This window comes from Proteus cibi (assembly GCF_003144405.1).
Classification (GTDB): Bacteria; Pseudomonadota; Gammaproteobacteria; order Enterobacterales; family Enterobacteriaceae; genus Proteus; species Proteus cibi.
This window is the reverse complement of record NZ_PENW01000019.1, coordinates 1-26,920: the sequence shown is the minus strand read 5'-3', so window position 1 is coordinate 26,920 and position 26,920 is coordinate 1. Positions and strand designations below refer to the sequence as shown.

The 26,920-nt window shown below is 38.9% G+C and carries 22 protein-coding genes; 15 read left to right on the top strand and 7 right to left on the bottom strand.

What is annotated here, in order from left to right; translation table 11 throughout:
* The first annotated feature begins 417 nt into the window (after positions 1–417).
* Positions 418–1,134 (top strand): two-component system response regulator ArcA, encoded by a 717-nt coding sequence (arcA, locus tag DK865_RS11355; protein WP_006535263.1) that lies wholly within the window; start codon positions 418–420, stop codon positions 1,132–1,134.
* Between the two features lie 210 nt (positions 1,135–1,344).
* Here arcA and creA read toward each other — a convergent pair whose 3' ends face one another.
* The gene (gene creA, locus DK865_RS11350; RefSeq protein ID WP_171455359.1) at positions 1,345–1,803 is read right to left on the bottom strand and encodes a protein CreA; all 459 of its coding nucleotides are present in this window, start codon (positions 1,801–1,803) and stop codon (positions 1,345–1,347) included.
* A 221-nt stretch (positions 1,804–2,024) separates the two neighbouring features.
* On the opposite strand from creA, the gene robA reads away from it, so the two are divergent.
* Positions 2,025–2,933, top strand: coding sequence for an MDR efflux pump AcrAB transcriptional activator RobA (gene robA / locus DK865_RS11345; RefSeq protein WP_109391965.1), 909 nt, complete (start codon positions 2,025–2,027; stop codon positions 2,931–2,933).
* A gap of 42 nt (positions 2,934–2,975) precedes the next feature.
* On the opposite strand, the gene gpmB is transcribed toward robA, so the two are convergent.
* The gene (gpmB, locus tag DK865_RS11340) at positions 2,976–3,623 is read right to left on the bottom strand and encodes a 2,3-diphosphoglycerate-dependent phosphoglycerate mutase GpmB (RefSeq protein ID WP_023580953.1); all 648 of its coding nucleotides are present in this window, start codon (positions 3,621–3,623) and stop codon (positions 2,976–2,978) included.
* A 51-nt stretch (positions 3,624–3,674) separates the two neighbouring features.
* Between gpmB and yjjX the strand changes: the two genes are divergently transcribed.
* The gene (yjjX, locus tag DK865_RS11335; protein WP_023580954.1) at positions 3,675–4,211 is read left to right on the top strand and encodes an inosine/xanthosine triphosphatase; all 537 of its coding nucleotides are present in this window, start codon (positions 3,675–3,677) and stop codon (positions 4,209–4,211) included.
* Between the two features lie 101 nt (positions 4,212–4,312).
* Here yjjX and trpR read toward each other — a convergent pair whose 3' ends face one another.
* On the bottom strand, positions 4,313–4,624 hold the full coding sequence (gene trpR / locus DK865_RS11330; RefSeq protein WP_036911763.1) for a trp operon repressor: 312 nt from the start codon (positions 4,622–4,624) through the stop codon (positions 4,313–4,315).
* A 102-nt stretch (positions 4,625–4,726) separates the two neighbouring features.
* On the bottom strand, positions 4,727–6,646 hold the full coding sequence (gene sltY / locus DK865_RS11325) for a murein transglycosylase (RefSeq protein WP_109391964.1): 1,920 nt from the start codon (positions 6,644–6,646) through the stop codon (positions 4,727–4,729).
* A 341-nt stretch (positions 6,647–6,987) separates the two neighbouring features.
* Here sltY and ettA point away from each other — a divergent pair, with 341 nt between their 5' ends.
* Positions 6,988–8,655 carry an energy-dependent translational throttle protein EttA gene (ettA, locus tag DK865_RS11320; RefSeq protein WP_036911774.1) on the top strand — a complete coding sequence of 556 codons (1,668 nt, stop codon included), beginning with the start codon at positions 6,988–6,990 and terminating at the stop codon, positions 8,653–8,655.
* Between the two features lie 105 nt (positions 8,656–8,760).
* Here the strand turns inward: ettA and DK865_RS11315 are convergent, their stop codons facing one another.
* On the bottom strand, positions 8,761–9,558 hold the full coding sequence (locus DK865_RS11315) for an energy transducer TonB (protein WP_036911780.1): 798 nt from the start codon (positions 9,556–9,558) through the stop codon (positions 8,761–8,763).
* Positions 9,559–9,728: 170 nt separating this feature from the next.
* Between DK865_RS11315 and DK865_RS11310 the strand changes: the two genes are divergently transcribed.
* The 5 genes from DK865_RS11310 to DK865_RS11290 all read left to right on the top strand — a co-directional run bounded on the left by DK865_RS11310 (position 9,729) and on the right by DK865_RS11290 (position 18,722).
* Entirely contained in the window at positions 9,729–10,277 is a 549-nt protein-coding gene (locus DK865_RS11310; RefSeq protein WP_023580957.1) for an RNA polymerase sigma factor, read from the top strand.
* A complete protein-coding gene (locus tag DK865_RS11305; protein ID WP_023580958.1) occupies positions 10,267–11,295 on the top strand; it encodes a FecR family protein in 1,029 nt (342 codons plus the stop codon). Before DK865_RS11310 ends, DK865_RS11305 begins: the two co-directional genes overlap by 11 nt.
* Before the next feature lie 103 nt (positions 11,296–11,398).
* Positions 11,399–14,161 (top strand): TonB-dependent receptor, encoded by a 2,763-nt coding sequence (locus DK865_RS11300; RefSeq protein ID WP_036911783.1) that lies wholly within the window; start codon positions 11,399–11,401, stop codon positions 14,159–14,161.
* A gap of 63 nt (positions 14,162–14,224) precedes the next feature.
* A complete protein-coding gene (locus DK865_RS11295) occupies positions 14,225–15,934 on the top strand; it encodes an ABC transporter ATP-binding protein/permease (RefSeq protein ID WP_109391963.1) in 1,710 nt (569 codons plus the stop codon).
* Positions 15,924–18,722: a M16 family metallopeptidase gene (locus DK865_RS11290; protein ID WP_109391962.1), complete on the top strand. Its 2,799-nt coding sequence runs from the start codon at positions 15,924–15,926 to the stop codon at positions 18,720–18,722. The genes DK865_RS11295 and DK865_RS11290 overlap by 11 nt, the downstream gene beginning before the upstream one ends.
* Positions 18,723–18,835: 113 nt before the next feature.
* Here the strand turns inward: DK865_RS11290 and DK865_RS11285 are convergent, their stop codons facing one another.
* Positions 18,836–19,252, bottom strand: a complete 417-nt coding sequence (locus DK865_RS11285; RefSeq protein ID WP_023580961.1) for a DoxX family protein — start codon at positions 19,250–19,252, stop codon at positions 18,836–18,838.
* Positions 19,253–19,522: 270 nt separating this feature from the next.
* Here DK865_RS11285 and DK865_RS11280 point away from each other — a divergent pair, with 270 nt between their 5' ends.
* Positions 19,523–21,541, top strand: a complete 2,019-nt coding sequence (locus DK865_RS11280; protein ID WP_109391961.1) for an NADPH-dependent 2,4-dienoyl-CoA reductase — start codon at positions 19,523–19,525, stop codon at positions 21,539–21,541.
* Positions 21,542–21,656: 115 nt separating this feature from the next.
* On the opposite strand, the gene sstT is transcribed toward DK865_RS11280, so the two are convergent.
* Complete coding sequence (sstT, locus tag DK865_RS11275; RefSeq protein WP_036911791.1) at positions 21,657–22,910, bottom strand: serine/threonine transporter SstT; 1,254 nt, start codon at positions 22,908–22,910, stop codon at positions 21,657–21,659.
* A 725-nt stretch (positions 22,911–23,635) separates the two neighbouring features.
* Here sstT and DK865_RS11270 point away from each other — a divergent pair.
* The 5 genes from DK865_RS11270 (at position 23,636) to DK865_RS11250 (ending at position 26,142) form a co-directional block, all read left to right on the top strand.
* Positions 23,636–24,295, top strand: a complete 660-nt coding sequence (locus DK865_RS11270) for a DedA family protein (RefSeq protein WP_109391960.1) — start codon at positions 23,636–23,638, stop codon at positions 24,293–24,295.
* 262 nt (positions 24,296–24,557) lie between these two features.
* On the top strand, positions 24,558–24,863 hold the full coding sequence (locus DK865_RS11265; protein ID WP_023580965.1) for a DUF883 family protein: 306 nt from the start codon (positions 24,558–24,560) through the stop codon (positions 24,861–24,863).
* A gap of 6 nt (positions 24,864–24,869) precedes the next feature.
* Positions 24,870–25,280 (top strand): phage holin family protein, encoded by a 411-nt coding sequence (locus DK865_RS11260; RefSeq protein ID WP_023580966.1) that lies wholly within the window; start codon positions 24,870–24,872, stop codon positions 25,278–25,280.
* The gene (locus tag DK865_RS11255) at positions 25,261–25,566 is read left to right on the top strand and encodes a YqjK-like family protein (protein ID WP_023580967.1); all 306 of its coding nucleotides are present in this window, start codon (positions 25,261–25,263) and stop codon (positions 25,564–25,566) included. Before DK865_RS11260 ends, DK865_RS11255 begins: the two co-directional genes overlap by 20 nt.
* Positions 25,567–25,749: 183 nt before the next feature.
* Positions 25,750–26,142, top strand: a complete 393-nt coding sequence (locus DK865_RS11250) for a DoxX family protein (protein WP_023580968.1) — start codon at positions 25,750–25,752, stop codon at positions 26,140–26,142.
* Positions 26,143–26,920 lie beyond the last annotated feature (778 nt).

Here is a 26,920-nt window from a genome sequence, read left to right as displayed (position 1 = left end):
ATTTTATGCTACTTTAATTTGTGTAACAAAACTGGAAAAAAAAATAAACCCCACTATATTTAACATATATTTTTCTTTTACATTACATAAATCAAATTATATAGTTAACTATTGAAATCAAGGTTAAGCTGTTATCTTGATTTTGATATGTGTCAACAAAAGTTAGCTTTTTAGATGGTATTTAATACAACTGGTGTTATATTGCTGTTAATAGACTATGGGCGTTTTGCATTCTTATTTCGGCGTCCATTATCGATTAAAATTGTAAGCTTTGTAATAACGTGATGGTTATTTATCGAATTTCAATCTGGGTCTAGTTTTTACGTGCTAATAACAAAAATGAATAACCACACAAGTGCACACAGAAGTTAAACACAGATTTCCTTTTTCTATTTTTGGTAATTTTAGGTAGCAAATATGCAAACCCCGCACATTCTGATTGTTGAAGACGAAGTTGTTACTCGTAATACCCTGAAAAGCATATTCGAAGCTGAAGGGTATATCGTACACGAAGCCACTGATGGCAATGAAATGCATAATGTTCTATCTGATCATGATATTAATCTGGTCATTATGGATATTAATCTTCCTGGTAAAAACGGGCTGTTACTTGCTCGTGAATTACGCGAACAGGCAAGTGTTGCATTAATGTTCCTAACAGGCCGTGATAATGAAGTTGATAAAATCTTAGGCTTAGAAATTGGTGCCGATGATTACATTACTAAACCATTTAACCCTCGTGAATTAACGATTCGTGCACGTAACTTATTGTCACGTACCATGAATTTAGTTAATGGCACAGAAGAACGTCGTTTAGTTGAAAGCTATAAATTCAATGGTTGGGAGCTCGATATTAACAGTCGCTCACTCATCAGCCCTGCAGGTGAACAATATAAATTACCACGCAGTGAATTTCGTGCGATGCTGCATTTCTGCGAGAATCCAGGAAAAATCCAAACTCGTGCAGAATTACTAAAGAAAATGACAGGCCGTGAACTGAAACCTCATGATCGTACTGTTGACGTCACCATCCGTCGCATTCGTAAGCATTTTGAATCAACACCAGATACACCAGAAATCATTGCAACAATTCATGGTGAAGGTTATCGCTTCTGTGGTGATTTAGACGAGTGATTTGATCTAATATCAAGCACTTACTAATAAAAAACCCCTGAATAATATTCAGGGGTTTTCTTTTATCTAAAGAAAGATGAATAAAATTACAAAAGGTAAAAATTGATCTTGGCGACTGTTTTGAAAAAAATATAACTTCTTTTTTTAAAAAAATTTTAAACCTTATTCGTATTAATTTTATTAACCATTAATTTCTCTAGCAAATAAAAATCACTCTTTCCATGGCATAATAGGAACTGCACTAATCGCATTTTTCGGCGAACCATCAATGACTTTATCTGAGTAAGTTAGATAAACCAAAGCGTGGCGCTGTTTATCGTAAAAACGCACAACTTGAAGCTTTTTAAATACGAGTGATGTTCTTTTCTGGAAAACAACATCGCCATTATTTTTCCCTTTAATAACCTTTTCACTTAGTTCAATAGGTCCTACTTGCTGACAAGAGATAGCGGCATCAGCAGTATCTTCAGCAAGACCTAAACTCCCTGAAATGCCCCCCGTTTTTGCTCGACTTAAATAACATGTGACATTTTTAACTTCAGGATCATCAAATGCTTCAATCACAATTTTGTGGTTAGCGCCAAAAAACTTAAATACGGTATCCACGTAACCAATTTCTTCTGCTTTTGCCATCAAAGAAAAAGGGAGTAAGATAGATACTGCTAGCATCTTTTTGAAATTTAACATATTTACCTTGTTCCATTGAAAAGATGAGAAAATAATTCCGTCTAGAATAAAACAATCTATTACTAACTGATAGAAGAATTTGTGTACATTAGTCAATGAAAAAGACTATATTTTACGATTGTCTAACAATATAACTTGTTATAGATGTTCAGGCTCTTTACCATCTACGGCAATAAACAAACGAATATGACTAAGGGAGATGTATGGATCAAACCAACATCATACGTGATTTGCTCGCTTGGCTTGATAGTAACCTAGACAAGCCATTATCCCTCGATAATGTCGCAACCAAAGCGGGTTACTCTAAGTGGCATCTACAACGCATGTTTAAAGAAGTTACAGGACAAGCGATTGGTTCTTATATTCGTTCAAGGCGTCTATCCCGTGCAGCCGTTGCATTACGTTTAACGAGCCGCCCTATTTTAGACATCGCTTTGCAATATCGTTTCGATTCTCAGCAGACGTTTACTCGCGCTTTTAAAAAGCAATTTGATAGAACCCCCGCACTTTATCGTCGTACTGATGAATGGTGTGCGGTAGGTATTTGTCCCCCCATTACTTTAGATCCTCAAAATTTACCTAAATGGGAATTTGTAACGCTATCTGAGAAGAAATTAATTGGTATTGAACAAACTTGTAGCCACACCCTTGAGCAATGGGCTGAAGCCTGCTCTAACATGCGCCAAACCTTCTGGCACTACTACATGAGCAAAATAAGTGCTGTTCCTCATCAAGTGTATGGACTTCACCACACACAACATAGCGATGAGCATGAAGACGAACAACGTGTGCTTTACACAACCGCCGTTGAGCCAGATTATGCAACGTTTATTGATGATGATGCAGCACATGAAGTCTCTCTTGCTGGCGGTGATTACATTCGCTTTGATTTTGAAGGTGAAGCTAAACGCGGAGCAATGCAGGAATTTTTATTCCTAATTTATGGTGTTTGTTTACCTAATATGGGATTAACACGCCGCAAAGGCTATGACGTTGAAAAATACTATCTTAAAAATGTGCGTTACAGCAATGAGATGGTGACTGAGCCACAAGATCATATCGAACGTTTTGAATATTACATCCCCATTAAACGTGAAGATATAACCGCATAAGAAAAAGCTCTCTTTGTAATATGAAAAGAGAGCTTTTATTTTTTATCGCTGAACTTCATCTAATGCAGTATCAGTAAGATGACTCACATCACCCGCTGTTTCAATCACCCAACCATTAGCAAGCCAAGGGCTATTTTGATAATCAACGCGTGAAATCGAGCAATTACGCAGTCTCAAACGGCGTTCTGCATATGCAGGTAATCCCAATACAGTGCTCAGTAAGCACCCTAAAGCAATACCATGACTGACTAAGAGAGGGCGGCTATTTTCGGGTAAATCAAGACATTGATTTAGCGCAGCCTGCATACGACTTGCTAATTCTGCCATTGATTCTCCTTGGGGAATTCGTCCATCAGGTGTACCATCAATCAAACTCTTGCGCCAAGCCTCTTCTTGTGTCTTTAATGTTGCGATCTCTCGCTGTTCAAGAACGCCCATATTGAGTTCACGTAAACGTGGATCAGTTATCACTTCACAGCCACAAGCTTGTGCAATGATATCTGCCGTTTGACGAGTACGGCCAAGATCGCTTGAGATAATGTGGGTAATGCCTGCTGATTTTACTTTTGCAGCAACTTGCTGTGCTTGACGCACACCATTCGCTGTTAGTGGGCTATCAGATTGCCCTTGAATACGTCTCGCCACGTTCCATTCAGTTTCACCGTGGCGAACAAGATAGACCTGTAACATACATTTTTTCCGTTATACTGCTCTAATTTTTCAAAGGATGATTAATTCATTATGTATCATGTCATTGCAGCCACTACGAATCCAGCAAAAATCAACGCGATAAAACTCGCTTTTGAGCAAGTATTCGGTAAAGATACCTTTGATATTGAAGATATTAATGTCGATAGCCGTGTTCCACAGCAACCTATCGGAAATACAGAAACGAGAACTGGCGCACGTCAACGTGTGATGGCCGCTCGCCAAGTTCGTCCTGAAGCTGATTTTTGGGTTGGTGTCGAAGCCGGTATTGAAGATGATATGACCTTTGCTTGGATTGTTGTCGAACATGGTCAAATTCGTGGAGAATCGCGCTCAGCAAGCCTTATGCTACCAGAACAGATCTTAAAAGGGATACGTGAAGGTCGTGAGCTTGGCGATGAAATGGCTTTCTTAACAAAAATTGACAACATCAAACAGCGTGGCGGGGCGATTGGTTATTTTACTGATGGCCTACTCAGTCGTACCTCTGTGTATCAACAAGCATTAGTGCTAGCATTAGTCCCTGTCACTCATGATATTTATAAAGAACTCAATCAAAAAGAAGATTAATAATTAATCTGATGTGTTTTTTAAATAAATAACAAAAAAAGCCATTTAATCAAATCATTAAATGGCTTTTTATCATTCTCGTTTAGAACATCACAACGCGTCTATTTTTTTGTCATTAGCTCTTTTTCAAGCCATAATTTCACATCATGTGGCGCTGTTTTTAAACTATTAGAGCCTCTAGTGATGGTGGCAATACCAACGCCTAACTCTTCTTTTAACTCACGCTGACTTAAATCCCCTCGCATTAACTCTTGCACAATGCGAACTCGTGTAGCCAAAGCACTACGTTCATCGGGTGTCATTAAAAGTTGTAAAATAGGAAATTGCACATCTTGCTCAAAAGCATGTTGTAATAACTCAACAAATCTTAGCCAGTGCTCATTCTCTTCAGGTGATAATGCAGGATCTTGCATCGTGGGAACCTCTTCTTGCCACACTCATTAACTAGTACATAATATAACATACTTTACTAATGTACAAAGAGGCTCCGACGATAAATACGCGTTATTGATCTCTTAATATCGACTATTCCACTCATTTTCAGTCAGTACAGGCTGTTGTTCGCCAGCAAAATAGCTATAGAAAACAGCAAATGAGAGTACATTTTTGACATAACCTCGCGTTTCAGCAAAAGGAATACTTTCAACAAATGCTATCGCATCTAATTGACCATTCGCATCAGATAACCAACGATCAACACGCGCAGGCCCCGCATTATACGCAGCACTTGCTAAAATACGGTTTTGGTTAAAACGTTGATAGACAGAATCAAGATAAGCCGTACCAATCTCAATATTTTTCACCGGATTAGTTAGCTGTGCACTGCTTACATATCCCGTAATACCCGCTTGTTTTACCGTGAACTCGGCTGTTTTTGGCATGACTTGCATTAAGCCTGTTGCACCCGCTGAAGAGCGAGCTTGAGGGTTCCACGCACTTTCTTGACGAGCAATCGCCATCGCATAATTGCGGTCTATCGATTTATCTTTCGTATATTGCTCAAACTCATTTTTCCAAGCAAGAGGAAAGCGTTCTTCTAGATGATCCCACATTTTCCCGGTGATCGTAGCCTGCACCGCTAAATCAGCCCATTTTTGCTCATATGCATAACGCGCTAATTCAGATTGTATTTGCGCTGGCTGTGAAGCAACATAATTTGCCCACTCTGATCGCGCTAAGTTATCCATTTGCCAATACATTAATTCACGAACACGCTGTATTTCTGGCTGATTAGGGATGCTTGATGAAACACTTGGGGCTTTATCTATCACCATCACATAAGGCTTACCTAATTTGGCAGCGGCGACCATTGGATAAAAACCACGATTTTGTGTTAGCGCTTCTAAAATAGCTTGTGCTTCACTGTTTTTACCTTGTGATTGCAACACCATTGCTCGCCAATAACGCCACTCTTCCTTATTTTTACTTTCAGGAGAGAGTCTTTCTAACCACAGCGTCAATTCAGCGGGTTGGTTTTGGCTTAATGCTAGGCGTACACGACGCTCACGCAATGTATCTGATGCGGTGTCTTGAATAACGCTATCACGCCATTTAACCTGCTCTGGTGTGGCATAAGGCATATACTGCCATGCAACACTGTCTCTCATTAACTGACGTTCACTTGCCGTCATTTTTTGTGCATGTGCAATATTATCAATTTGTGCTCGAGCTGCATCTGCGTCTTTTCTTGCCCAACGTGAAAATGCGGATTGTATGATGGAACGGGTAAAATCCGTTGGTGAAAGCGCGGTTGCATAGCGTCCAACTAAATTTGGATAGTCTTGTAATTCAACCAAAGCATCACTAATAGTTTGATAATTTTGAGGAAGGCGTCGAGCCAAATAAGCCGCTAGCCCCGTATTACCATTTTTAATTGCTAAGTTAATTCGCTCTAACACTAATTCTGGTGTTAATTGATTTGCCTTTTGCCATTCATCAAAAAGAGGATCGCAACTTGATGGCATTGAGGTGCCATTTAGCCATGCTTCTTTAGCACCTACCCATGCGGTTTGAATATCGCCTGTCGCCCATTTCGCATAATAGTAATTACATCTTGCGGCTTTAGGATTCGGTGGATTTGGACTAAAAGTCAGTAAGTTTTTCCATTCTTGACGTTTTGCCAATTCATTCACAAATAGCGAAGGAAGTGCTTTAGCTGGCGGTAAAGTAGGGTATTTAGCAACAAATTCAGTGACTACAGCAGGTGCAATCACATCAAGATTGTCCGTAATTTGACGGTATTCCAGATAGGGATAAAGAGGGTAATTTTGCAATGTTGGGAGTAATTTTTCTACTTCATCTGTTTTTTTAAGATCCCATGCTGCTTTAATTTCTTGATAACGAACACGTTGTTCACTTAATGAATCTGCTTGTGCCCATGCAGAAAAACACAATGCACCTATTGCGAATGTTAACGACCACTTTTGCTTCACCACGTTATTTCTCCCACCTCAAATAGAACCACCAAAGAGTGAATACATTAGCTAATATGATAATCATTAACAATGTAAGTTCCCCTCTTTAAGAGAAATTTTCATTACTTTCAGAGGAAGTGCGAAAGGTAGATAAAAACCTCTCTTTTGACTAAGGTTTTCTTTTATAAATCGGGTATACTGGCGACTTTCATCATTTTCGGGTCTTTGGCAAATACTGACATTGACTTTGCTATTGTTCATTTTGGTGCCATAAACACGCGATTTAATCACAAAAAATTTGTTTTTAGCGCAAAAAGTGGTACCTCAGATAAAATCTCTTTTATAATCAAAGGGTAATTATAGTGGCTCAATACGTTTATAGTATGTTGCGTGTCGGGAAAATTGTCCCACCTAAGCGACATATCCTTAAAAACATTTCACTCAGCTTCTTCCCGGGCGCGAAAATTGGTGTGCTTGGTCTTAATGGTGCAGGTAAATCGACATTACTACGCATTATGGCTGGTATTGATACTGATATCGAAGGTGAAGCACGTCCACAACCGGGTATTAAAATTGGTTACTTACCACAAGAACCAAAATTAAACCCTGAACATACCGTACGTGAAGCCGTTGAAGAAGCCGTCAGCGAACTGAAAAACGCATTAAACCGCCTTGATGAAGTTTACGCGGCTTATGCCGATCCTGATGCTGATTTCGATAAATTAGCAAAAGAACAAGGTCAACTAGAAGCGATTATTCAATCTCATGATGGTCATAACCTTGAAAACCAATTAGAGCGTGCAGCAGAAGCGCTGCGTTTACCTGAGTGGGACGCGAAGATTGAGAAACTTTCAGGGGGGGAACGCCGTCGTGTTGCTATCTGTCGTCTTCTTTTAGAAAAACCAGATATGCTGTTATTAGACGAACCAACTAACCACTTAGACGCCGAATCTGTAGCGTGGTTAGAACGCTTCTTACACGATTATGAAGGAACCGTTGTGGCAATCACGCACGATCGTTACTTCCTTGATAATGTGGCTGGTTGGATCTTAGAACTTGACCGTGGTGAAGGTATTCCATGGGAAGGTAACTACTCTTCCTGGCTCGAGCAAAAAGATGCACGCCTTGAGCAAGAAGCGGCAACTGAAGCGGCTCGCCATAAATCTATCCAGAAAGAACTTGAGTGGATACGTCAAAATCCTAAAGGTCGTCAAGCAAAAGGTAAGGCTCGCCTTGCTCGCTTTGAAGAACTTAATAACGTTGATTATCAAAAACGTAACGAAACCAGTGAACTCTTTATTCCACCAGGACCACGTTTAGGGGATAAAGTGTTAGAAATTAATAATCTAACAAAATCTTATGGTGATCGCGTTCTGATTGATGATTTAAGTTTCTCGATCCCTAAAGGGGCAATTGTCGGGATTATCGGTCCTAACGGTGCGGGTAAATCAACACTATTTCGCATGATCTCAGGTCAAGAACAACCCGATTCAGGTACCTTAACACTTGGTGATACTGTTAAACTCGCCTCTGTTGATCAGTTCCGCGATAGCATGGACGACAGTAAAACTGTTTGGGAAGAAGTTTCAGGTGGCCAAGATATTATGCGCATTGGTAACTTTGAAATTCCAAGCCGTGCCTATGTTGGTCGCTTTAACTTTAAAGGTGTTGACCAAGGTAAACGTGTTGGTGAACTTTCTGGCGGTGAACGTGGTCGTTTGCACCTAGCTAAACTGCTACAAGTTGGCGGTAACATGTTACTGCTCGATGAACCAACCAACGACCTCGATGTTGAAACTTTACGTGCATTAGAAAATGCCCTGTTAGAGTTCCCTGGCTGTGCTATGGTTATTTCCCATGACCGCTGGTTCCTTGACCGTATTGCGACACATATCATCGATTATCAAGATGAAGGTAAAGTGGAATTCTTTGAAGGTAACTTTACTGAATATGAAGAATACAAAAAACGTACACTAGGTAACGATGCTATTCAGCCTCGTCGCATGAAGTACAAGCGTATGAGTAAATAATCGCATTTATTTACTGTATTCAATAAGAAAAAAGCAGAGATGATTCTCTGCTTTTTTCTATTTTATGCGTTTGAAATTTAATCACTAATTGTAGAACATTAATAATTAACTCTCTTGCCTATAATCAAAACTTAAAGGTGCTGTAAACGAAATATTTCCATTTTCTAAACGGTAGCTTTCAGGTGCAGGAAATGGCGAAGCACGTTTAATAGTATTTAAGGCCTCTTTATCAAGAATACGATTACCTGATGATGTTTCTACTTTCACATCTAATAACTCACCTTTTGCATTTAACACGATAGACACTTGCGTCACACCCGTTGCTTTAAAGCGCAATGCTGTTCGTGGATAGCGTTTATAGGCATTAATGTGGCTATGAACCAAACTTTCCCACCCCATTTGTCCACTCACAGAAGAGGAAGATAAACTATTAAATTGAGCACTACTGCTTGTATTAGAGCCAGAAACAGGTGCACTTGTTACATCTGATGGCGCTTCTGAGACAGGAAGATCATCGGGTACTTTTATGGCAACGGGTTTTGGTTTAACCACAGGCTTTACTTTTGGCTTTTCAGGGATACGTTCATAAGTACCTTGTTCAACCACAGGCATTTTGGGTAAATCCAATACTTCTTTAATTGGCTCTGGTTCTGTTTCTGCTGGCTCAGGCACTGACATCACTTTTTCAGGTCCAATCGGAACGTCTTTTGTTTCTATTTGAGCTAATTGGTAAACACCGAGATCCATTGTCATTGCGGGTGGTAAAACACCATAACGTTCATCTTTAGAGGTTATCCAGCCAATGGCGACAACAACTAGCGTTGCATGAAATAAAATACTGGCAGTTAATCCACCAATAGAAAATGACCAACGGCGTGGAAAAGTCGCCGACATACTACTCATAATTCTTGCCTCTGATTTTCTTTCTGATGAATTATAGGCATAATACAAACACAAATGATATTGCTTATTATTAATAATACAATAAAAATTAGCTTGATAATTATCATAACTTGTTCGCTTGAGAAGCAGTAAGAGCTTATTATTTCACTCTTTTTTAAACACCAGAGATTATGGCTAGCGATAAATCATTGGCACAAAAAATTAGTTGTGCCTATCAATCAACCTATGGACAACTTGTGCGTTTTTTCCACAAACGTACGGGTAATTACCATGACGCAGATGATTTGTCTCAAGATGTGTTTACACTATGGCTAAACAGAAAAGAACAAACACCAGTGCAAGAACAGCGTGCTTTTTTGTTTAAAATAGCGAACCACGTTTTGATTGACCATTGGAGAAAAAATCAAAAGCAAAAAGATCTCTATCAGGATGATAGTAAACTCGATGACGCCGCTCAAAGTTATACTACGGAGATTGATCCGGGGTATGTCCTTGAGCACCAGCAGCGTTTAGATCTACTTAGTGAAGCAATTGAAACATTACCTCCACGCCGTCGAGAAGCATTTGTTCTTTATCGTTTTGATGGACTATCACAAAGCGAAATTGCCGAGCAAATGGATATCTCAATCAGTATGGTGGAAAAACATATTGCGGCGGCCCTATTATATTGCAAAAGATATGTCGATGCAGGACAGGAGAAATGCACGAATGATGAGTAAGCCGGAAAAGAATTTACCGGAAAATAAACCTCACACAGATGAGGACTCAGACTCCCTTTATTTGGAGAATGATGATGAATTACTCACTGGATCGCCTGATGAGCAAGCCGCCCTTTGGTTCACCCGACAACATAGCCAAAGGATGCCTTCCAAACAACGCCAAGCGTTTAAAGTGTGGATAGAAAATGATATAAATCGGCAAGCATATCAAGACATTGCTGGTATCTGGCGTCAATGCGATGCATTACCGCGCCCCAACCTAGCCACGGTTGAAAAGAAAAAACGCGCTCCTTGGCGCCCAGTGATCCACACCACGGCGACTCTTTGTTTGCTCACCGTTTTATATCTTCCTTATAGTCATTTACCTGCATTACTGATGGATAATATGACGCTTGCAACCAGTGACTTACCTAAAGAAATGACCTTAGCTGATGGCTCTAAAGTCTATTTAGACAGAAATACACAGGTAAGAGTAGCTTATATACAAGAAGAAAGACGATTATGGCTGGATAAAGGACAAGCCTATTTCAAAGTTAAATCAAATCCTTATCGCCCTTTTTATGTACATGCTGATCCCCGATTAATTAAAGTTGTCGGGACTGAATTTGAAGTCAGTCGCTATGATAACAATCAAATTAACGTCGCTGTCCATGAAGGAATTGTAGAAGTAAAAGCAACACCAAAATCTTCTCCAGCCTATCTATATGCGGGCTCTCAAGCCACCAGCAAATTAACCAGTGATAGTTTTGTTATCTCTTCGGTCAACATTGATTCCGTGGGAAGTTGGCGTTTTGGTCAACTGCATTTCTTTGAGCGTCCATTGAATGAAGTGATAACTAAACTCAAACCTTATCTTGATATCAATATTCAAATTTCCTCCCCCGAAATTGCCAAAATGAAAGTCTCAGGGATCGCGAACATTAATGATGCCGAAGCGTTTATTACCGCTATTCCCCTTATCTTGCCGGTTAATGTCGTTTTTACCGATAAAAATAATGCGTTAATTATCAACAAGTAAAAAGAAATATGAAAAATATTCTTTTTTACAGGTGAGGATAATTCTCATTTCACCCTCTTCCTTAGTAACAACAATTATTAAGTTAGTGAATGGGATTGGTGAAATGAAAATGAATAACAAAAAAGAGACCCTTAAGAGGTCTCTGCTAACGTTGCTAATAAGTACCACTATTGTCGCACCTTGCGCTTATGCATCTACAGTTTCTGTGGCTTTACCAGAACAATCTTTAGCTGATTCATTAAGTGCCATTGCAAAGCAAGGGCAAGTACAAATTTTATTTGATGCAAATTCGGTCAAAAACCTACGAGCCCCCGCACTTTCAGGTCAATTTGAAACCCAAACCGCATTACAAAAAGTCTTAATTGGTAGCGGGTTAGACATTATTCCACAAGGCAGTGGATTTGTTATTCGCCCTCTTGCAACGGCTAACGCGATTGTTATTCCTGAAGTTAAAGTAACAGGTGTTGGTAGTACGTATCATCCGGCTACTGATGTGGTTTCAGCCCCACAATACATCACCTCAGAAGAGATAAAACAGCGTAATACAGGTGATGGCAACATCACTGACTTACTCAAAAGTAACCCTGCTGTTCAATTTTCCAATAATGACAGCACATCAATGAATCAGGGTGAAATCAAACCTTCACGTATTTCTATTCACGGCTCTAGTAGTTATCAAAACGCCTATAAACTTGATGGTGTCAGTTTTAACAACGACTTTGACCCCGCCAATTCAGGTAATGGTGAAACCAATACTCGTGTTACGAGTGATGAACAAGGGATGTACCTTGATAGTCGCTTAATTGATAGTGTCACTGTTTACGATAACAACATTCCGGTGGAATTTGGTGGATTTACAGGCGGTACCGTTGATGTACAGAGCCGTCGTTGGTCTGGCGAAACTCACGCTAATGCCTATTACCGTACCACTCGTTCAAGTTGGAATAATATTTTCACCGATCCAAAACTAAATTTTGATACCGCAAACAATGATTTTAGTAACCCCGCACGTTTCCAAAAAAAATATGATAAGCAAAATTTCGGTGGTTGGTTTGAAACAGGATTAACTGAGCATACAGGTTTAATATTCTCTGCATCTCGCCGTGAATCAAGCATTCCTATGATGATGAGTAGTGCTGGTGGCTTTATCCATACACCTGACTATGAATTAGAACAAGTGGAACAAAATGCAGGTTATCGCGACCAAACGCGTACCTCAGATAACTATTTTATTAAATACTCTTGGGATATCTCAGATACTCAATCTCTTGATTTATCAAGTAATATCGCACGTTATAAAAGCTATCTATTCTCAGGTTCAGTCTATAATTCAGGCTATGATAATGAGCATAATGGTTTAAGTTTTACTGCACTTTATAAACATAAATTAGCGCTTGGTACATTAGAATTAACAACGGGTTATCAAAAATTAGAAGATAAACGAACGAATGATCAAAATTACTTTATTCGTTTAGATGATGCAATTACTGGTTGGTCAACACCAACAAGTTATAACAGTGGCGGTCAGGGTGATCTAAAGAGTAATCAAGAAACCGTAAGTACTAAAGCGATAATGCGTTTTAACGCTTATGACTTAGGTTCAACCATACACCAACCTACGACAGGTTTTGAAGTAGCAAGAACCAAAGGCTCTTATATCAGAGATAAAGATTTTTATAGTTATTTCTATACGGGGATCACAGATCCTGATACAAACGAGTGGAGTGGCGGACGTTCAAATACTACACGCTTCCAATCAGGAAGCCATAGTGCAACCTATACAAATTATGCAATCTATCTTGATGACAATATTCAATATAAACGCTTAACACTGCGTCCTGGTATTCGTTTAGATAGAGATGATTTTGTTCAAAGAAACAATATTTCACCGCGTTTAAGTGGGACTTATGATATTTGGGGCACAGGTAATACCCTCTTAATTGGTGGTGTAAACCGTTACTATGGTCGCTCCATGTTAACTTACGCATTGTATGGGGCACAAAATGCAGGTTTGCAACACTGTTACTTTGATTGTGAATCCTCTGATGCCAGCTGGAATAACCGTACTGATTTTGACGGTCTAGATTCCTTAAAAACACCGTACAACGATGAATTCACTTTAGGTTTACAACAAGAAATCGCCTCAACCACTTGGCGTTTACAATACGTTCATCGTAACGGTCGTGATGAAGTGCGTAGTGATACAAAATATCCTGATAGCACGGATTACGAAAAAATGAATATTCGTGCATTTAATAATAATGGTCGTAGTTCACACGATACAGTGACGCTATCAGTTAAAAACAGCCAGCCGTGGGAATTGGCACAAGCTGATCATGTTTTTAATGCTTCAATAAGTTGGCAACAAAGCAAAACTAATACCCCTAAAGATTCAGGTTATGCCGATTTTAGTCCAAACACTCAAAACGTTAACCGAAACAAAGTGCTCTATGATGGAAAAATCATTGATGCCAAAGACTTACCTTCTGGTAACTTCAACTCGCCATTAAAAATCACCGCTGATCTCACCAGTGTTTGGGATGAATGGAATGTGACTTGGTTTAACCAATTGCAATGGAATAGCTGGCGCTCCCAAGCAGAAAAAACCAATAACGGTAACCCGATTCAAACCCCTGAAGCTGGTTATATTTATGCCTATAAAAAACAAAACTACAGTAGCCGCTTTACTTGGGATACCAAATTAAGCTGGCAACCTGAGTTTGCTTATGGTGTGGGTATCTCTGTTGAAGTGAATAACGTTCTTAATACTCGAAACGTTGCTGATCACTTCACTTACAAAGATAAAGAATACAAATCTTATGAACCCGGTCGTCAGTTCTGGTTACAAGTCAGCTACGACTATTAATAAATTGACGAAGTTAATGTGAGCAACCAAGTCGATATACAATAAAAATATGACCAATAAGCAATGAAAACAATAAAACAATTTTTCTATTTAGTTTCACCTTTTTGGGGGCGGCGTGCCGCCCTTTACTGCTGGTTTCTATTGATTGTCTCTTTGACCTTAACCCTGTCATCCGTTTGGTTTAACGTCAAAATGAATGAATGGAATGGTGGCTTTTATAACGCATTACAACAACTTGATGGACAAGCGCTCTACAAGCTTCTTCAACAATTTGTCATTATTATTGCAGGATTAATTACTGTGGTGGTAATGGGCGATTTCTTACGCCAAAAAATGGTTATTCGCTGGCGAGAAGGTATGACGGAACAAGTCCTTGATCGCTGGTTATCAAAAAACAGTAAACACTATATGTTAAGGCTCACGTCTCAAGAGCCGGATAACCCAGATCAGCGTATTGCAGAAGATATTCGTTTACTGATCGAATCCACCATGCGTTTAACCGTGACATTTTTGCACTCGTTACTCACGCTTATCTCTTTTGCCACCATTCTTTGGTCACTCTCTGGTGCGCTCTCTTTCACATTAGGGGGAAGTGAGTGGACTATTCCCGGTTATATGTTCTGGGCGTGTATTATCTATACCATTATCGGGATCACCATTACGCAATTCATTGGTTCACCCTTGCGTAAAATTAATATGGAGAAACAGCGCAAAGAAGCGGATTACCGTACTGCACTCATCACCCGTAAACAACATGGTGATGCAATTGCAGGTCAACGCGGTGAAATCAGTGATCGCAACGAATTAATGGGGCGTTTTTTAGGCGTTATTCATAACTGGAATAACCTAATCCGCTATGAAAGGAATCTTGCATTCTTTACAGTGGGTTACCAACAAGCGACTGCAATGGCACCTATTATTTTTGCCTTACCTAAATTCCTTGCAGGCGAGTTAATGCTAGGCGGATTAATGCAATTAAGACAAGCATTCTCTAGTGTCGCAGGTGCATTAAGCTGGTTTATTTTCTCGTATAAAGAGATCGCCGCATGGCAAGCAACGGTAACACGTCTTTATAATTTCGTGGTGCTTTTAGAGCACGATCACGAGCCAGAAGTCACTGATTTAAATGACAAACAGACTAAATTAAAAGCCAATCTTTCTCTGTTTATGCAAGATGACAGTTTGTTAATCCAAGATATTAACCTCTCTGTAAAAGCGGGTGAGTTAACCATTATTGAAGGTTGTTCTGGTTTAGGTAAATCAACACTGCTTAGAGCATTAAGTGGACATTGGCCTTATTTCAAAGGAGAAATTCAACGTTCGCCAAATGTGTGCTGGCTCCCACAGCGTATGTATCTGCCTTTTGCGCGTTTAGATAGTTTGCTCGCTTATCCTTGTCAACCTAATCAATTTTCCGCAAAAGAGTACCAAGAAGCGCTCCACTTGGTGGGCTTAGACAAAATAAAAAATCAGCTTTCACTAGAAACGGATTGGACAACTCGTTTATCAGGTGGTGAGCAACAACGCCTTATTTTTGCCCGTTTATTACTCAATAAACCGGAACTGATTTTATTAGATGAAACCACCTCTGCACTTGATGAACAAAATGCATTAAACATGTTGATGTTGCTAAAACAACATCTGCCCACCGCAGGTATTGCCTTAGTCAGCCACCAACGCTTTACACATGTGATTGCAGATAATGTGATTTCACTCAACGCCCCGTCCGTATCTTCCTCTCAACCTGCTGGAGCTGCCGAATATGTATCGTAACTTATTGATTATCGCAGTCAGTCTTTCACTTTTAGGGTGTGCCACAGGCACCCCATCTCAAGGTGATAATAATGCGCTATTATTGCGTCCTGATGTTCGCCATTTCACGTTAGATAACGGTTTAGATGTCTACTTATTACAACGCCCACAAACGGGTGTTGAAATGCGCCTTTTAGTTAAAAGTGGTTCCGTTCAAGAAGATGAAAAACAGCTCGGTTTTTCACACTTTACTGAGCATATGGCGTTTAAAGGTACAACGCATTTCCCCGGTACTACAGGCTTTAAACAACTTGAAAGCCTAGGCATGAAATTAGGAAGTCATGTTAATGCGGCAACAAGTTTAAATGCGACGACTTATAAGCTGTCATTACCTAATGCAAATCCGATCCAAATTAAAACAGGGTTAAAGATTTTATCAGACTGGGCATTTGAAATGACATTCGATCCTATTGAGTTTGATAAAGAGCGTCCCGTTATTGTTGAAGAATGGCGTTTGCGTCAAGGTATCGGTTTTCGCATTAACCGCCAGTTAGAAGAGTTACGTTATTACGGTAGCCGTTATCTCAATCGTGATCCTATTGGTGATTTAGACATCGTTAAACATGGCGATGTGAAAGATGCTAAACGCTATTACGATACTTGGTATCAACCAGAAAGAATGGCATTAGTACTAGTTGGTCACTTTAATCAAGGCGATGCTATTGCCGATATTAAGCAACTATTTAACGCCAAAAACAGCGAGAATAAAGGGATTGACGACCCATCTTGGCACAATTTTATCGATCATAAAGATCTACTTGTTAAAACGATTTTCGACAAAGAACAAGGTTCGCGTATTTTGCAGTTCACCTTACAACGAACTTTGCCCGCACCTTTAAATAGTCGCCAAGGTCAATATGAAGATTTAATGGATTCATTATGGCTATCAATTTTAAATCAACGTTTCTCCACTATCGTTGATAATGGCTTAATTGCGTCTATTAGTGCCAATGCTCAAGGTGCAATGTTAGATGCTCGTCGTTCACAACAATTGATGATTGTGCATCCTAAAGGTAATGATTACCAAGGCGCATTAGATATTTTATTCACAGAAGTTCAACGCCTAGCCTCTGTTCCTGTCACTCAAGAAGAGTTAGATAATGCTCGCAACGCGATATTAAAACGTTTAAGTCAACAAGCCGCGGGTGAAGAGCGTTACGAACACGATTATTTAGCCAATCAAATCACGACAGCCATTGAATTGGATATGCCAATTCAAACTAAAAAACAGGCGCTAAATCTAAGCTATCAATTAATCAATAAAGTGACCCCTGAAACATTATCTGCTTATTTTGCCCAATATCTAAAACAATCATCGCCACGAGTTGCTGTAATTGGTCCTGATAATGACGCTAATGTGTTTAATGCAACTCAAGTCGCACAACGTTGGAACGAAATTAGACAATCAAATCCGGGAGCATTTACCCTAAAAACGCAATCTGTTGTATTAGATATTAAACCAGAGCTAACGGGTTCAGTTGTTTCAACACAATCATTGCCGATTGAAAAAACACAAGAGTGGACATTAAGCAATAACATAAAAGTGATTGTGAAAAATGACAGTTATCTCAAAGATAATATTCAAGTTTCACTGCGTATTCCGGGTGGCGCTTCACTTGAAACAAATCAAAGCTTAGGCATGGTGCTATGGGCATTAAAATTACCTGAAGTCAGTAGATATGGTCATTATAATGCACGTGAATTGGCGTTATTTAGCAAGCAACACCAAATAAGTTTACGCCCTTATAGCGAACTGTTATTCCACGGTTTTCGTGGCGAAGCACCGATTGATGAATTGGAAACCTTACTCACATTAATGCATCTAAAAGTGACTTCTCCACAGTTTAATGGCGAGAAGTTAGAGCAACAAAAGCAAGCCATGGCATTAGGTATTTCAAAAACACCAGTTGAACGTACTTTCTTAGATAATATCAATAAAGAAAGCTATCAAAATGGCGATCGTTTAGTCGTTTCGCCTCAAGGTGCTTGGAAACAATTTACTGCCCAACAATTGCAGCAAACAAACCAAATGATTTTAGGGCAACCTGCTGATATGACAGTAGTTATCAGTGGTCCAATTAATCTAAATCAAGTTAAACCACTGGTTGAACGCTGGATTGCAAGTTTACCAACGCGTTCAGAACAACGCCTATTTTGGGCAGATCCCGCGATTAACCCTAAACTTACCTCGTTTAGCAAAACTTATCCTATTGCAAGTAGTGATAAGAGCATGATTAGCATTCAATATGCGGCACCTGCCCAATGGTCACAACAACATGTATTGGCGCTAAATTTACTCGACACCGTGATCAGCCAACGTTTAAGACTCAACTTACGTGAAAAAGCCGGTGGTATTTATTCACTTGGTTTCTCTGAGGTATTAACGAAAATGCCGACAAGCTACTATACTGGTCGTTTAAACTTTACGGCATCACCTGAGCGCGCAGATGAATTAATTACGCTTGCTCGTAAAGTCATGAATGAAGTTAAGCTATCAGGCATTACTGATAAAGAGTTACAAGAGGCTAAAAATATCTGGCTAACTGAATACTCACAGATAAATGACAGTGCAAGCTATTGGACAGATGCCCTTGCACAAGTTGCCACGGATGACCAACAGTATCAGCGTTTACTGACTGATCCCGCCATTATAAAAACATTAAATGTTACTGATATAAACCAAGTCGCTCAGCAATGGTTAGGCGAGAATGAAAAGATCTTTAAATTAACGCCCGCCAATAAAAAATAAGTCTTAATCGTTAAAAAGAAAACGCCCAGTTCAAATTAACAAACTGGGCGTTTATTCATCTATTTTAATCAAGTTATAACAATAAGATTCAAATTTATTGATTATTAGATTTATTAATCTTTTTTAACAGCAAAACGACCACTGCCTAAAAACATGACAGCAATTGCCGCAAATAAATAGAAGCCTGCACTTTCTGGTGCCCATCCCCCTGTTTTAGGGTTTAATGCAAATAGATCACCAGAGTGAACCATCAAGACAGCAACAAACATGGTACCTGCTAAAACCAATGCTGACACACGAGTAAATAGACCGATAATCAGTAAGATAGGAGCGACCACCTCCCCAATCACTGTACCGTAGGCAATAAAAGTTGGTAAATTATAATTAGCCAACATGCCTTGAATACCCGCTAATCCACCGGGTTCCATTTTATGAAGGCCATGTAATAACATTAAAACGCCAAGAGAAACACGTAATACCAATTTACCCAAGTCAGAACAGTCAACAAGTTGATTAAATTTATTAATCATAACGTCTCCAAATTCAAAATAGTAATGTGTGTTTTTAATACAGATTAATAGGCACACTACATTATATGATGAAATATTATGAATGAGTGTAATTTTTATTATCACTATTTGTTCTCATTAGCTCATCATTTAGATTATTATTGCTTTATAGCCCTCTACTCACCTTTTCCATGATTAAGATCACAACTTATTAACATAATAAACTCTTAATCACTCACTTCTCGTTATGCTAATAGATATCTCATCTGACCAGTCTAAAAAGGGTATCTGATGGCACATTATTCTCATCTATTCTCACCTCTTGATTTAGGGTTTACTGTACTTAAAAACCGTATTCTTATGGGTTCTATGCATACTGGACTTGAAGAAAATCCGAATGATGCCCCAAAACTTGCACAGTTTTATGCCCAACGCGCAGCGGCTGGTGTCGCATTAATAGTGACCGGGGGGATCTCCCCTAATAAACAAGGGGTGTTATTACCTCATGCGGCAACATTAATGTCTGAAAACCAACTGGCAACTCACCAACTTGTTACTGATGCGGTTCATCAGCAAGGAGGTAAAATTGCTTTACAGATCTTGCATACTGGTCGTTATAGTTACCAACCTAACCTCGTTGCTCCTTCTGCTATTCAATCCCCAATAACCCCATTTATGCCAACAGAAATGAGTCATCAACAAATCGAACAAACTATCGATGACTACATTCATTGCGCTCAATTAGCCCAAAAAGCGGGCTATGATGGTGTTGAGATAATGGGATCTGAAGGCTATTTAATTAATCAGTTTTTAGTCAGCCATACTAATCAGCGAAATGATCAATGGGGTGGAAATATTGAAAACCGTTGTCGTTTCGCTTTACGCATTCTAGAAGGTATAAAAAAAGCCGTTGGTGAACGGTTTATTATTATTTACCGTCTTTCTATGTTGGATTTAATTAAAGATGGCTCAGATGCATCAGAAGTGCTTTATCTTGCCAAAGCTGTTGAAAAAGCTGGTGCTACAATGATCAATACAGGGATCGGTTGGCATGAAGCGCGAATTCCCACGATAGCCACCATGGTGCCAAGGGGACAATTTTCAAATGTAACGCGCGAATTGATGGGAAAAGTGAATATCCCACTGATTACATCAAATCGAATTAACACGCCACAAACCGCAGAAGCGATTTTAGCGGAAGGTTGTGCTGATATGGTTTCAATGGCTCGTCCTTTTCTTGCTGATCCTGAGTTTGTGCTTAAAGCACAACAAGGGCGTGAAGATGAAATCAATACTTGCATTGCTTGCAATCAGGCGTGCCTTGATGAAATATTCTCAGGTCAAACCGCTTCTTGTTTAGTTAACCCTTTTGCTTGTCGAGAAACCGAACTTTTGGTGATCCCAACCCAACAACCTAAAAAGCTGGCTGTTGTTGGTGCGGGTCCTGCAGGGTTATCTTTTGCGGTAACCGCCGCGAAACGAGGTCATCATGTCACACTGTTTGAAAAAGAAGATGTGATTGGTGGGCAACTGAATATTGCAAGCCAAATACCAGGAAAAGAAGAGTTTAAGGAAACCTTACGCTATTTTAAACGACAGCTACAACTCACAGGTGTGATTGTTAAAAATAATACCGAAGCCACAGCCCATCATCTTGAAAATTTTGATGAAGTTATTTTAGCCAGTGGCGTAACGCCTCACAGCCCTGACATTGAAGGACAAAATAATAAGATAGTTAAAACTTACCTTGATGTTTTAAAACACCATCAACCTGTGGGTAAAAATGTCGTGATCATTGGTAGCGGAGGTATTGGCTTTGATACAGGTCTCTATTTTACTCAACAAGGGCAATGCAGTAGCCTAAGTCCTTGTGCCTTTAATAAAGAGTGGGGCATTGATCCGACTCTTTCATCCCGCGGTGGCATCAACCCCACAACTCACCTTAAAGACGAGACTAAACACATTGTTATGACACAACGTAAAGCGGGAAAAATAGGTTTAAGTTTGGGGAAAACAACAGGCTGGATACACCGACTCACATTAGAGAAAAAAGGCGTTAAATTCTTAACACATTGTCATTATCAAAAAATCACACCAGAAGGTCTTGTGATTGAACTAGATGGAAAACAACAGCTTCTTATGGCTGATAATATTATATTGTGTACAGGACAACGTGCTTATCACCCTCTATTTGCACCTTTAGAAAAAGAAAACAAAATAGTTCATCTTATTGGTGGAGCAAAAGATGCCCATGCATTAGATGCGAAACGCGCGATTAGACAGGGAACAGAATTAGCACTTACCATTTAACGCGTTCACATGATGATAAAATGACAAAAAGAACCCCCACATAAATGTGGGGGTTCTATTTTTTTATTATTGATTATTATTTTTACAGCTCTTCCTGTCTTACTACTTACCCTTTTTACCCATTATTTTTTTCAGTTAACGGATTATCTGAAATACGATTATCTTCGGCAATACAGACTGTTGCAGTAAAGAGAACGTCCGTTGATGAGTTCAGTGCGGTTTCTGCTGAATCTTGTAGCACACCAATCATCACACCCACCGCAACCACTTGCATAGCGATATCATTGTTAATACCAAACATGCTACAAGCCAGTGGAATTAGCAGCAAAGAACCGCCAGCAACACCAGATGCACCACAAGCACAAACTGCAGCAACAAGGCTTAATAATAATGCAGTTGGCACATCAACAGGCATACCCAGTGTATTGACTGCGGCTAATGTCAAAATCGTGATAGTAATTGCCGCCCCACCCATATTGATGGTCGCACCTAATGGAATTGAAACAGAATAAGTATCTTCGTTTAAATTCATACGACGACACATTGCCATATTCACGGGAATATTTGCTGCTGAGCTACGTGTAAAGAATGCCGTTACACCACTTTCACGCAAACATGCCCATACTAATGGATATGGATTACTGCGAATTTTCCAAAATACAATCAGTGGGTTCACGACTAAAGCAACAAACAGCATACAGCCAAGCAGTACCACAAGAACTTGTAAGTAGCCTGCAAGCACTTCAAAGCCTGTTGTTGCAATCGTTGATGACACTAAACCAAAAATACCGATAGGCGCTAAACGAATAACAACACGGACTACATTTGTCACTGCGTCAGCTAAATCTTGCGTTAAAACTTTAGTGGTATCACGTGCATGGCGTAATGCTAAACCAAGCCCGATAGACCACGCTAGGATACCCATATAGTTACCATTGATAAGTGCATCAACAGGGTTTGCGACCACATTAATTAATACGCCTTTAAGCACTTCAGCAATATTTTCAGGAGGTGACAATTGTGATTCATTAACAACCAGTGTTAAAACTGATGGGAACATGAAGCTGGCAACAACGGCAGTTAATGCCGCAAAGAACGTTGCTAGCAGATATAAAATTAATACAGGGCGAATATTCGATTTTTGCCCTTGACGGTGATTAGCAATTGAAGCCATAACCAGTACCCATACTAAGACAGGCGCTACAGCTTTCAATGCACTAATAAACAGGGTACCTAATAGACTCATCATCTTGGCAACTTCTGGCGCTAACCAAGCAAGTAAGATCCCTGCAACTAAACCAATGAGTATTTGTTTGACGAGGCTTCCCTTAAAGAACAGGCTGAAGACTCTGGATTGTTGTTTATCCATAGCTATTCCATTACTTAAAATAATATTTAAAAAAGGCATTATTGAGTGTTTGCAATGCCAGTATAAGGAATTGAATCGCGCTGAAAAGCTGATTATGCAAAATATACAGCATTAACCGTTTTTGTTAACAATAAAATAACATAACTGTGATCATAATAGGATTTTGTTCTTTTTAATATACCAATATGAAATGAAAGAAATTATTATTATCAGTAAGTTATACTTAGTCATCTTACTTGATTTTTATTTTATTTCTCTTCTTTTTCATTTTCTCAATCTATTGATAGTCTTTTTTATTAACATTATCACTAACAATTATCTATGACTAACAGCCTTAACTTGAATAAATAACAAACAAAAAAAGACGATCAAGATAACGTTTTATTTTCTTAATTAAGATTAAAAATTTATCTTTTATGATCTCTTTAAAATAGAGAACACTTCTTGGTGTTATTCATTTTCTTAAAGTTTTCTTTTTAAAAACGCCCTATTCTGAACTCAAAAAGAGATTAGATGTCTATTTTTCGAGATCCAATACCCATGTGTAAGTGGTGTCGTCATCCAGTTGAAAAATTTTCTGTCCAGTTTTTCCTGATTTTGTTAGAGTGTTGCTGTTTTAAACAATGAAAAATAGACCCTATGAAGTAGAAAATGGGTAAATAGATTACAACAGCGATTGATTTTATATTTACCCCCAAATGACTCAGTTTTAGGAAGCCTTTTATATGGAAATCGTAAGAGAGCTATTCTTGGCGCTATGGCATCAAGATTACGAAACCTTAGCTAATCCTTCATTAATATGGATTATCTACATTTTATTATTCACCATACTATTCCTAGAAAACGGAGTATTGCCCGCGGCTTTCTTACCAGGAGATAGCTTATTAATTTTAGTGGGCGTGTTAATTGCTAAAGATACAATGGATTTTCCATTGACCTTACTTATTTTGACTGCAGGCGCAAGCTTAGGCTGTTGGTTGGGCTATCTTCAAGGGCGATGGCTTGGAAATACGAAATTAGTACGCAGTTGGTTATCGCATCTACCAGAACATTATCACCAACGTGCACATGGGCTTTTTCATCGCCATGGCTTAGCCGCACTACTTATTGGTCGCTTTTTAGCATTCGTTAGAACATTGTTGCCAACGATTGCTGGTCTTGCTGGATTGAACAATACTCGCTTTCAAATTTTCAACTGGTTAAGTGGGCTTTTATGGGTGGGCATCTTAACCACACTCGGTTATTTACTCGGTAATAGTCCCCTATTTCGTCAGTATGAACACTATTTAATGAATATCCTTATGTTATTACCTGTTTGCCTCTTAATTATGGGATTAATTGGTAGCATCTGGGTTGTCATTAAAAAGAAAAAAGCGAAAGCGTAAGATCTATCAAATAATATAAAGATTTTCCGACTGCCATAAAAAGCAATAAGCAAAAAATAACAAAGGCCTGTTTCATTTATGTGAGCAGGCCTTTATTTTAATTCGCTATAGACTCGTCTTAATACCCACGCAATCTTGTCACCATGAACACCGATTAAGATTTATCTCTTTTTTTTACTATTAAGTCGTTATTTAATTTCATTAAGCAGTAAAATTAGTCTATTGTTATAAGTATCACATCTCTCTATTAAAGGAGTTACTTATGTCTCATCAACATTCAAATGAAGATCTGCGCGGTGAATTGAAATCTCTTGCTGATACTCTAGAAGAAGTACTGAACTCCTCCGCAGATAAATCCAAAGAAGAGCTCCAAAGCCTACGAGCCAAAGCAGAATCAGCTATAAAAGGTTCTCGTGCAAAACTCAGCGACGCTGGCCGAGAAATTGTTGATAACACCAAAGAAATCGCCGGAAAAGCAGATAACTATGTTCGTGAAAACCCATGGACAGGTGTCGGTATTGGTGCAGCAGTTGGTGTTGTTCTTGGTGTTCTACTAGCAAAACGCTAATTTATAATGAGTGATACTCAAAGACCACAGGGCCCCGCATCCGGGGTTCTGAATTCTCTCAGTAAAATTGGCGCTATCATGATAGGCATGGTTGAAACACGCCTAAACTTGATTGCCGTTGAGCTGGAAGAAGAAAAAACCACACTTATTCAGCTTATTTTAATGGCGGGTGTTACCTTGTTGCTCACCGCCTTTGGCTTAATGAGTTTACTTATTCTGATATTTTGGGTTATTCCACCTGATTATCGAGTCCATGCTTTAGCTATCACAACCGCTACTTTACTTTTCTGTGCACTCATTGGTGCCGTCATGACATTAAGAAAAGCGCGAAATTCCACCTTGTTAGGCGATACTCGCCAGCAATTGGAATTGGATAAACGTCTTTTGGAGCAATATCATGATGAGCAAACAAAATAAGCAGGCGATCCTCGCAAGACGTAAAAAGCTGTTGTTGAATAAAATTCAGCAACAGCGCGCTGATTTAGGGAAAAGCACACAAACTTGGCTTGATGTGACAGAACCTTATGATAAAGCGTGGCGAATTTTAGTCTCTTTAAAACCGGCATTTTTAGTGGGAGCTAGCTTTATTTCTCTTTACAGCATTAAACACCCTAAAAAAATCATACGATTAGGGCAACGTGCCATCGGTGCAATTGGCTTAATTCGTACAATCCAAAAGTCCTTCAAAAAAACCTCAGAATAAACATCAATTTTTTTGTCTAAGAATGTTAATTCTTCTTAATATCCTCTTTTTCAATTTCCCATTATTGTATATCTCACAACGTAGCCGTGGTTATTAAATCTAAAAACAGAAAAATAACCGACGAAAATACAATACAAATCGATATACATTGCGAATAATAGAGTTTGATTAGGAATAAACATCATGAAAAAATTTGAAGACATTGCATTATTAATTGCCCGTATTTTAATGCCTATTTTATTTATTAGTGCAGGCTACGGAAAAATTGGGGGTTACGAAGGTACACAGCAATATATGCAAGCAATGGGTGTTCCCGGTTTCTTATTACCACTGACTATTTTATTAGAATTAGGCGGTGGATTAGCAATCTTATTTGGTTTCTTAACTCGCACCACAGCAATTTTTACCGCAGTATTTACACTTCTTACTGCATTACTGTTCCACAGTAATTTTGCTGAAGGTATGAACCAATTAATGTTTATGAAAAATATGACAATTGCTGGCGGATATTTATTACTGGTTATCACAGGCCCAGGTAAATGGAGCTTAGATCGTATTTTCAATAAGAATTGGTAATAACCCATTTAGAAACAAAAAGATCCCCTAGGGGATCTTTAAATCGATGAGAACCCCATGTTTTAAGCATCGGGTTCTTTTTTTATATCATTTTCATTAATCCCTTTCTGTTACTCCCCCCACCCCTAAATCACTCTGGTGAGTGATATTTTGCCTTTATTCAAATGGATCTTCTGCGATACACTAAATTTTAGGTGCGGTTTTTTTGTACTGTGAGAATAAAAACCGTAGTTTACTTATTATTCTGAAAATAGTGTGATTTTTTCCTTATAAATTAATGTTGTTACAATTTGAAATAAAATACACATTTTGTTACATATTAAAAATCCATGTACATTAGAACTGACTGGCTTTAGCAAGATTTCGGACATTTACGAAAGTGAATAATATAAGTAAATACACTTATTATAAAAAACGAAAGCAGTAAATAACGTGTGGACAATTATTTTACGCTAAGTCACTTATCCTACGAGGATAGAATGCTTGTTCTCTCTACCCCTTCCTTTACTTCTTATTGAAAATACTTAAGCTACTCTAATTAATTGAAGACTCTATTATAAGCCCATTATTAAACAGAGACGTTTCTAGGCTTATTTTTGTCTTTTTTATTGCGTGTGTGTCACCGTTAAATGGGAGCTTTTATGTCAATGAATGACGCAAACAATACCCCTAAACCTCGTTTGGTATTAGATGATCCGGCATCATCCCCCTCCTTTAAAATGGGGATGACATTCTCCGAACAACAAGCTCGCATTAAAAAATACAGTGAATTACTCGA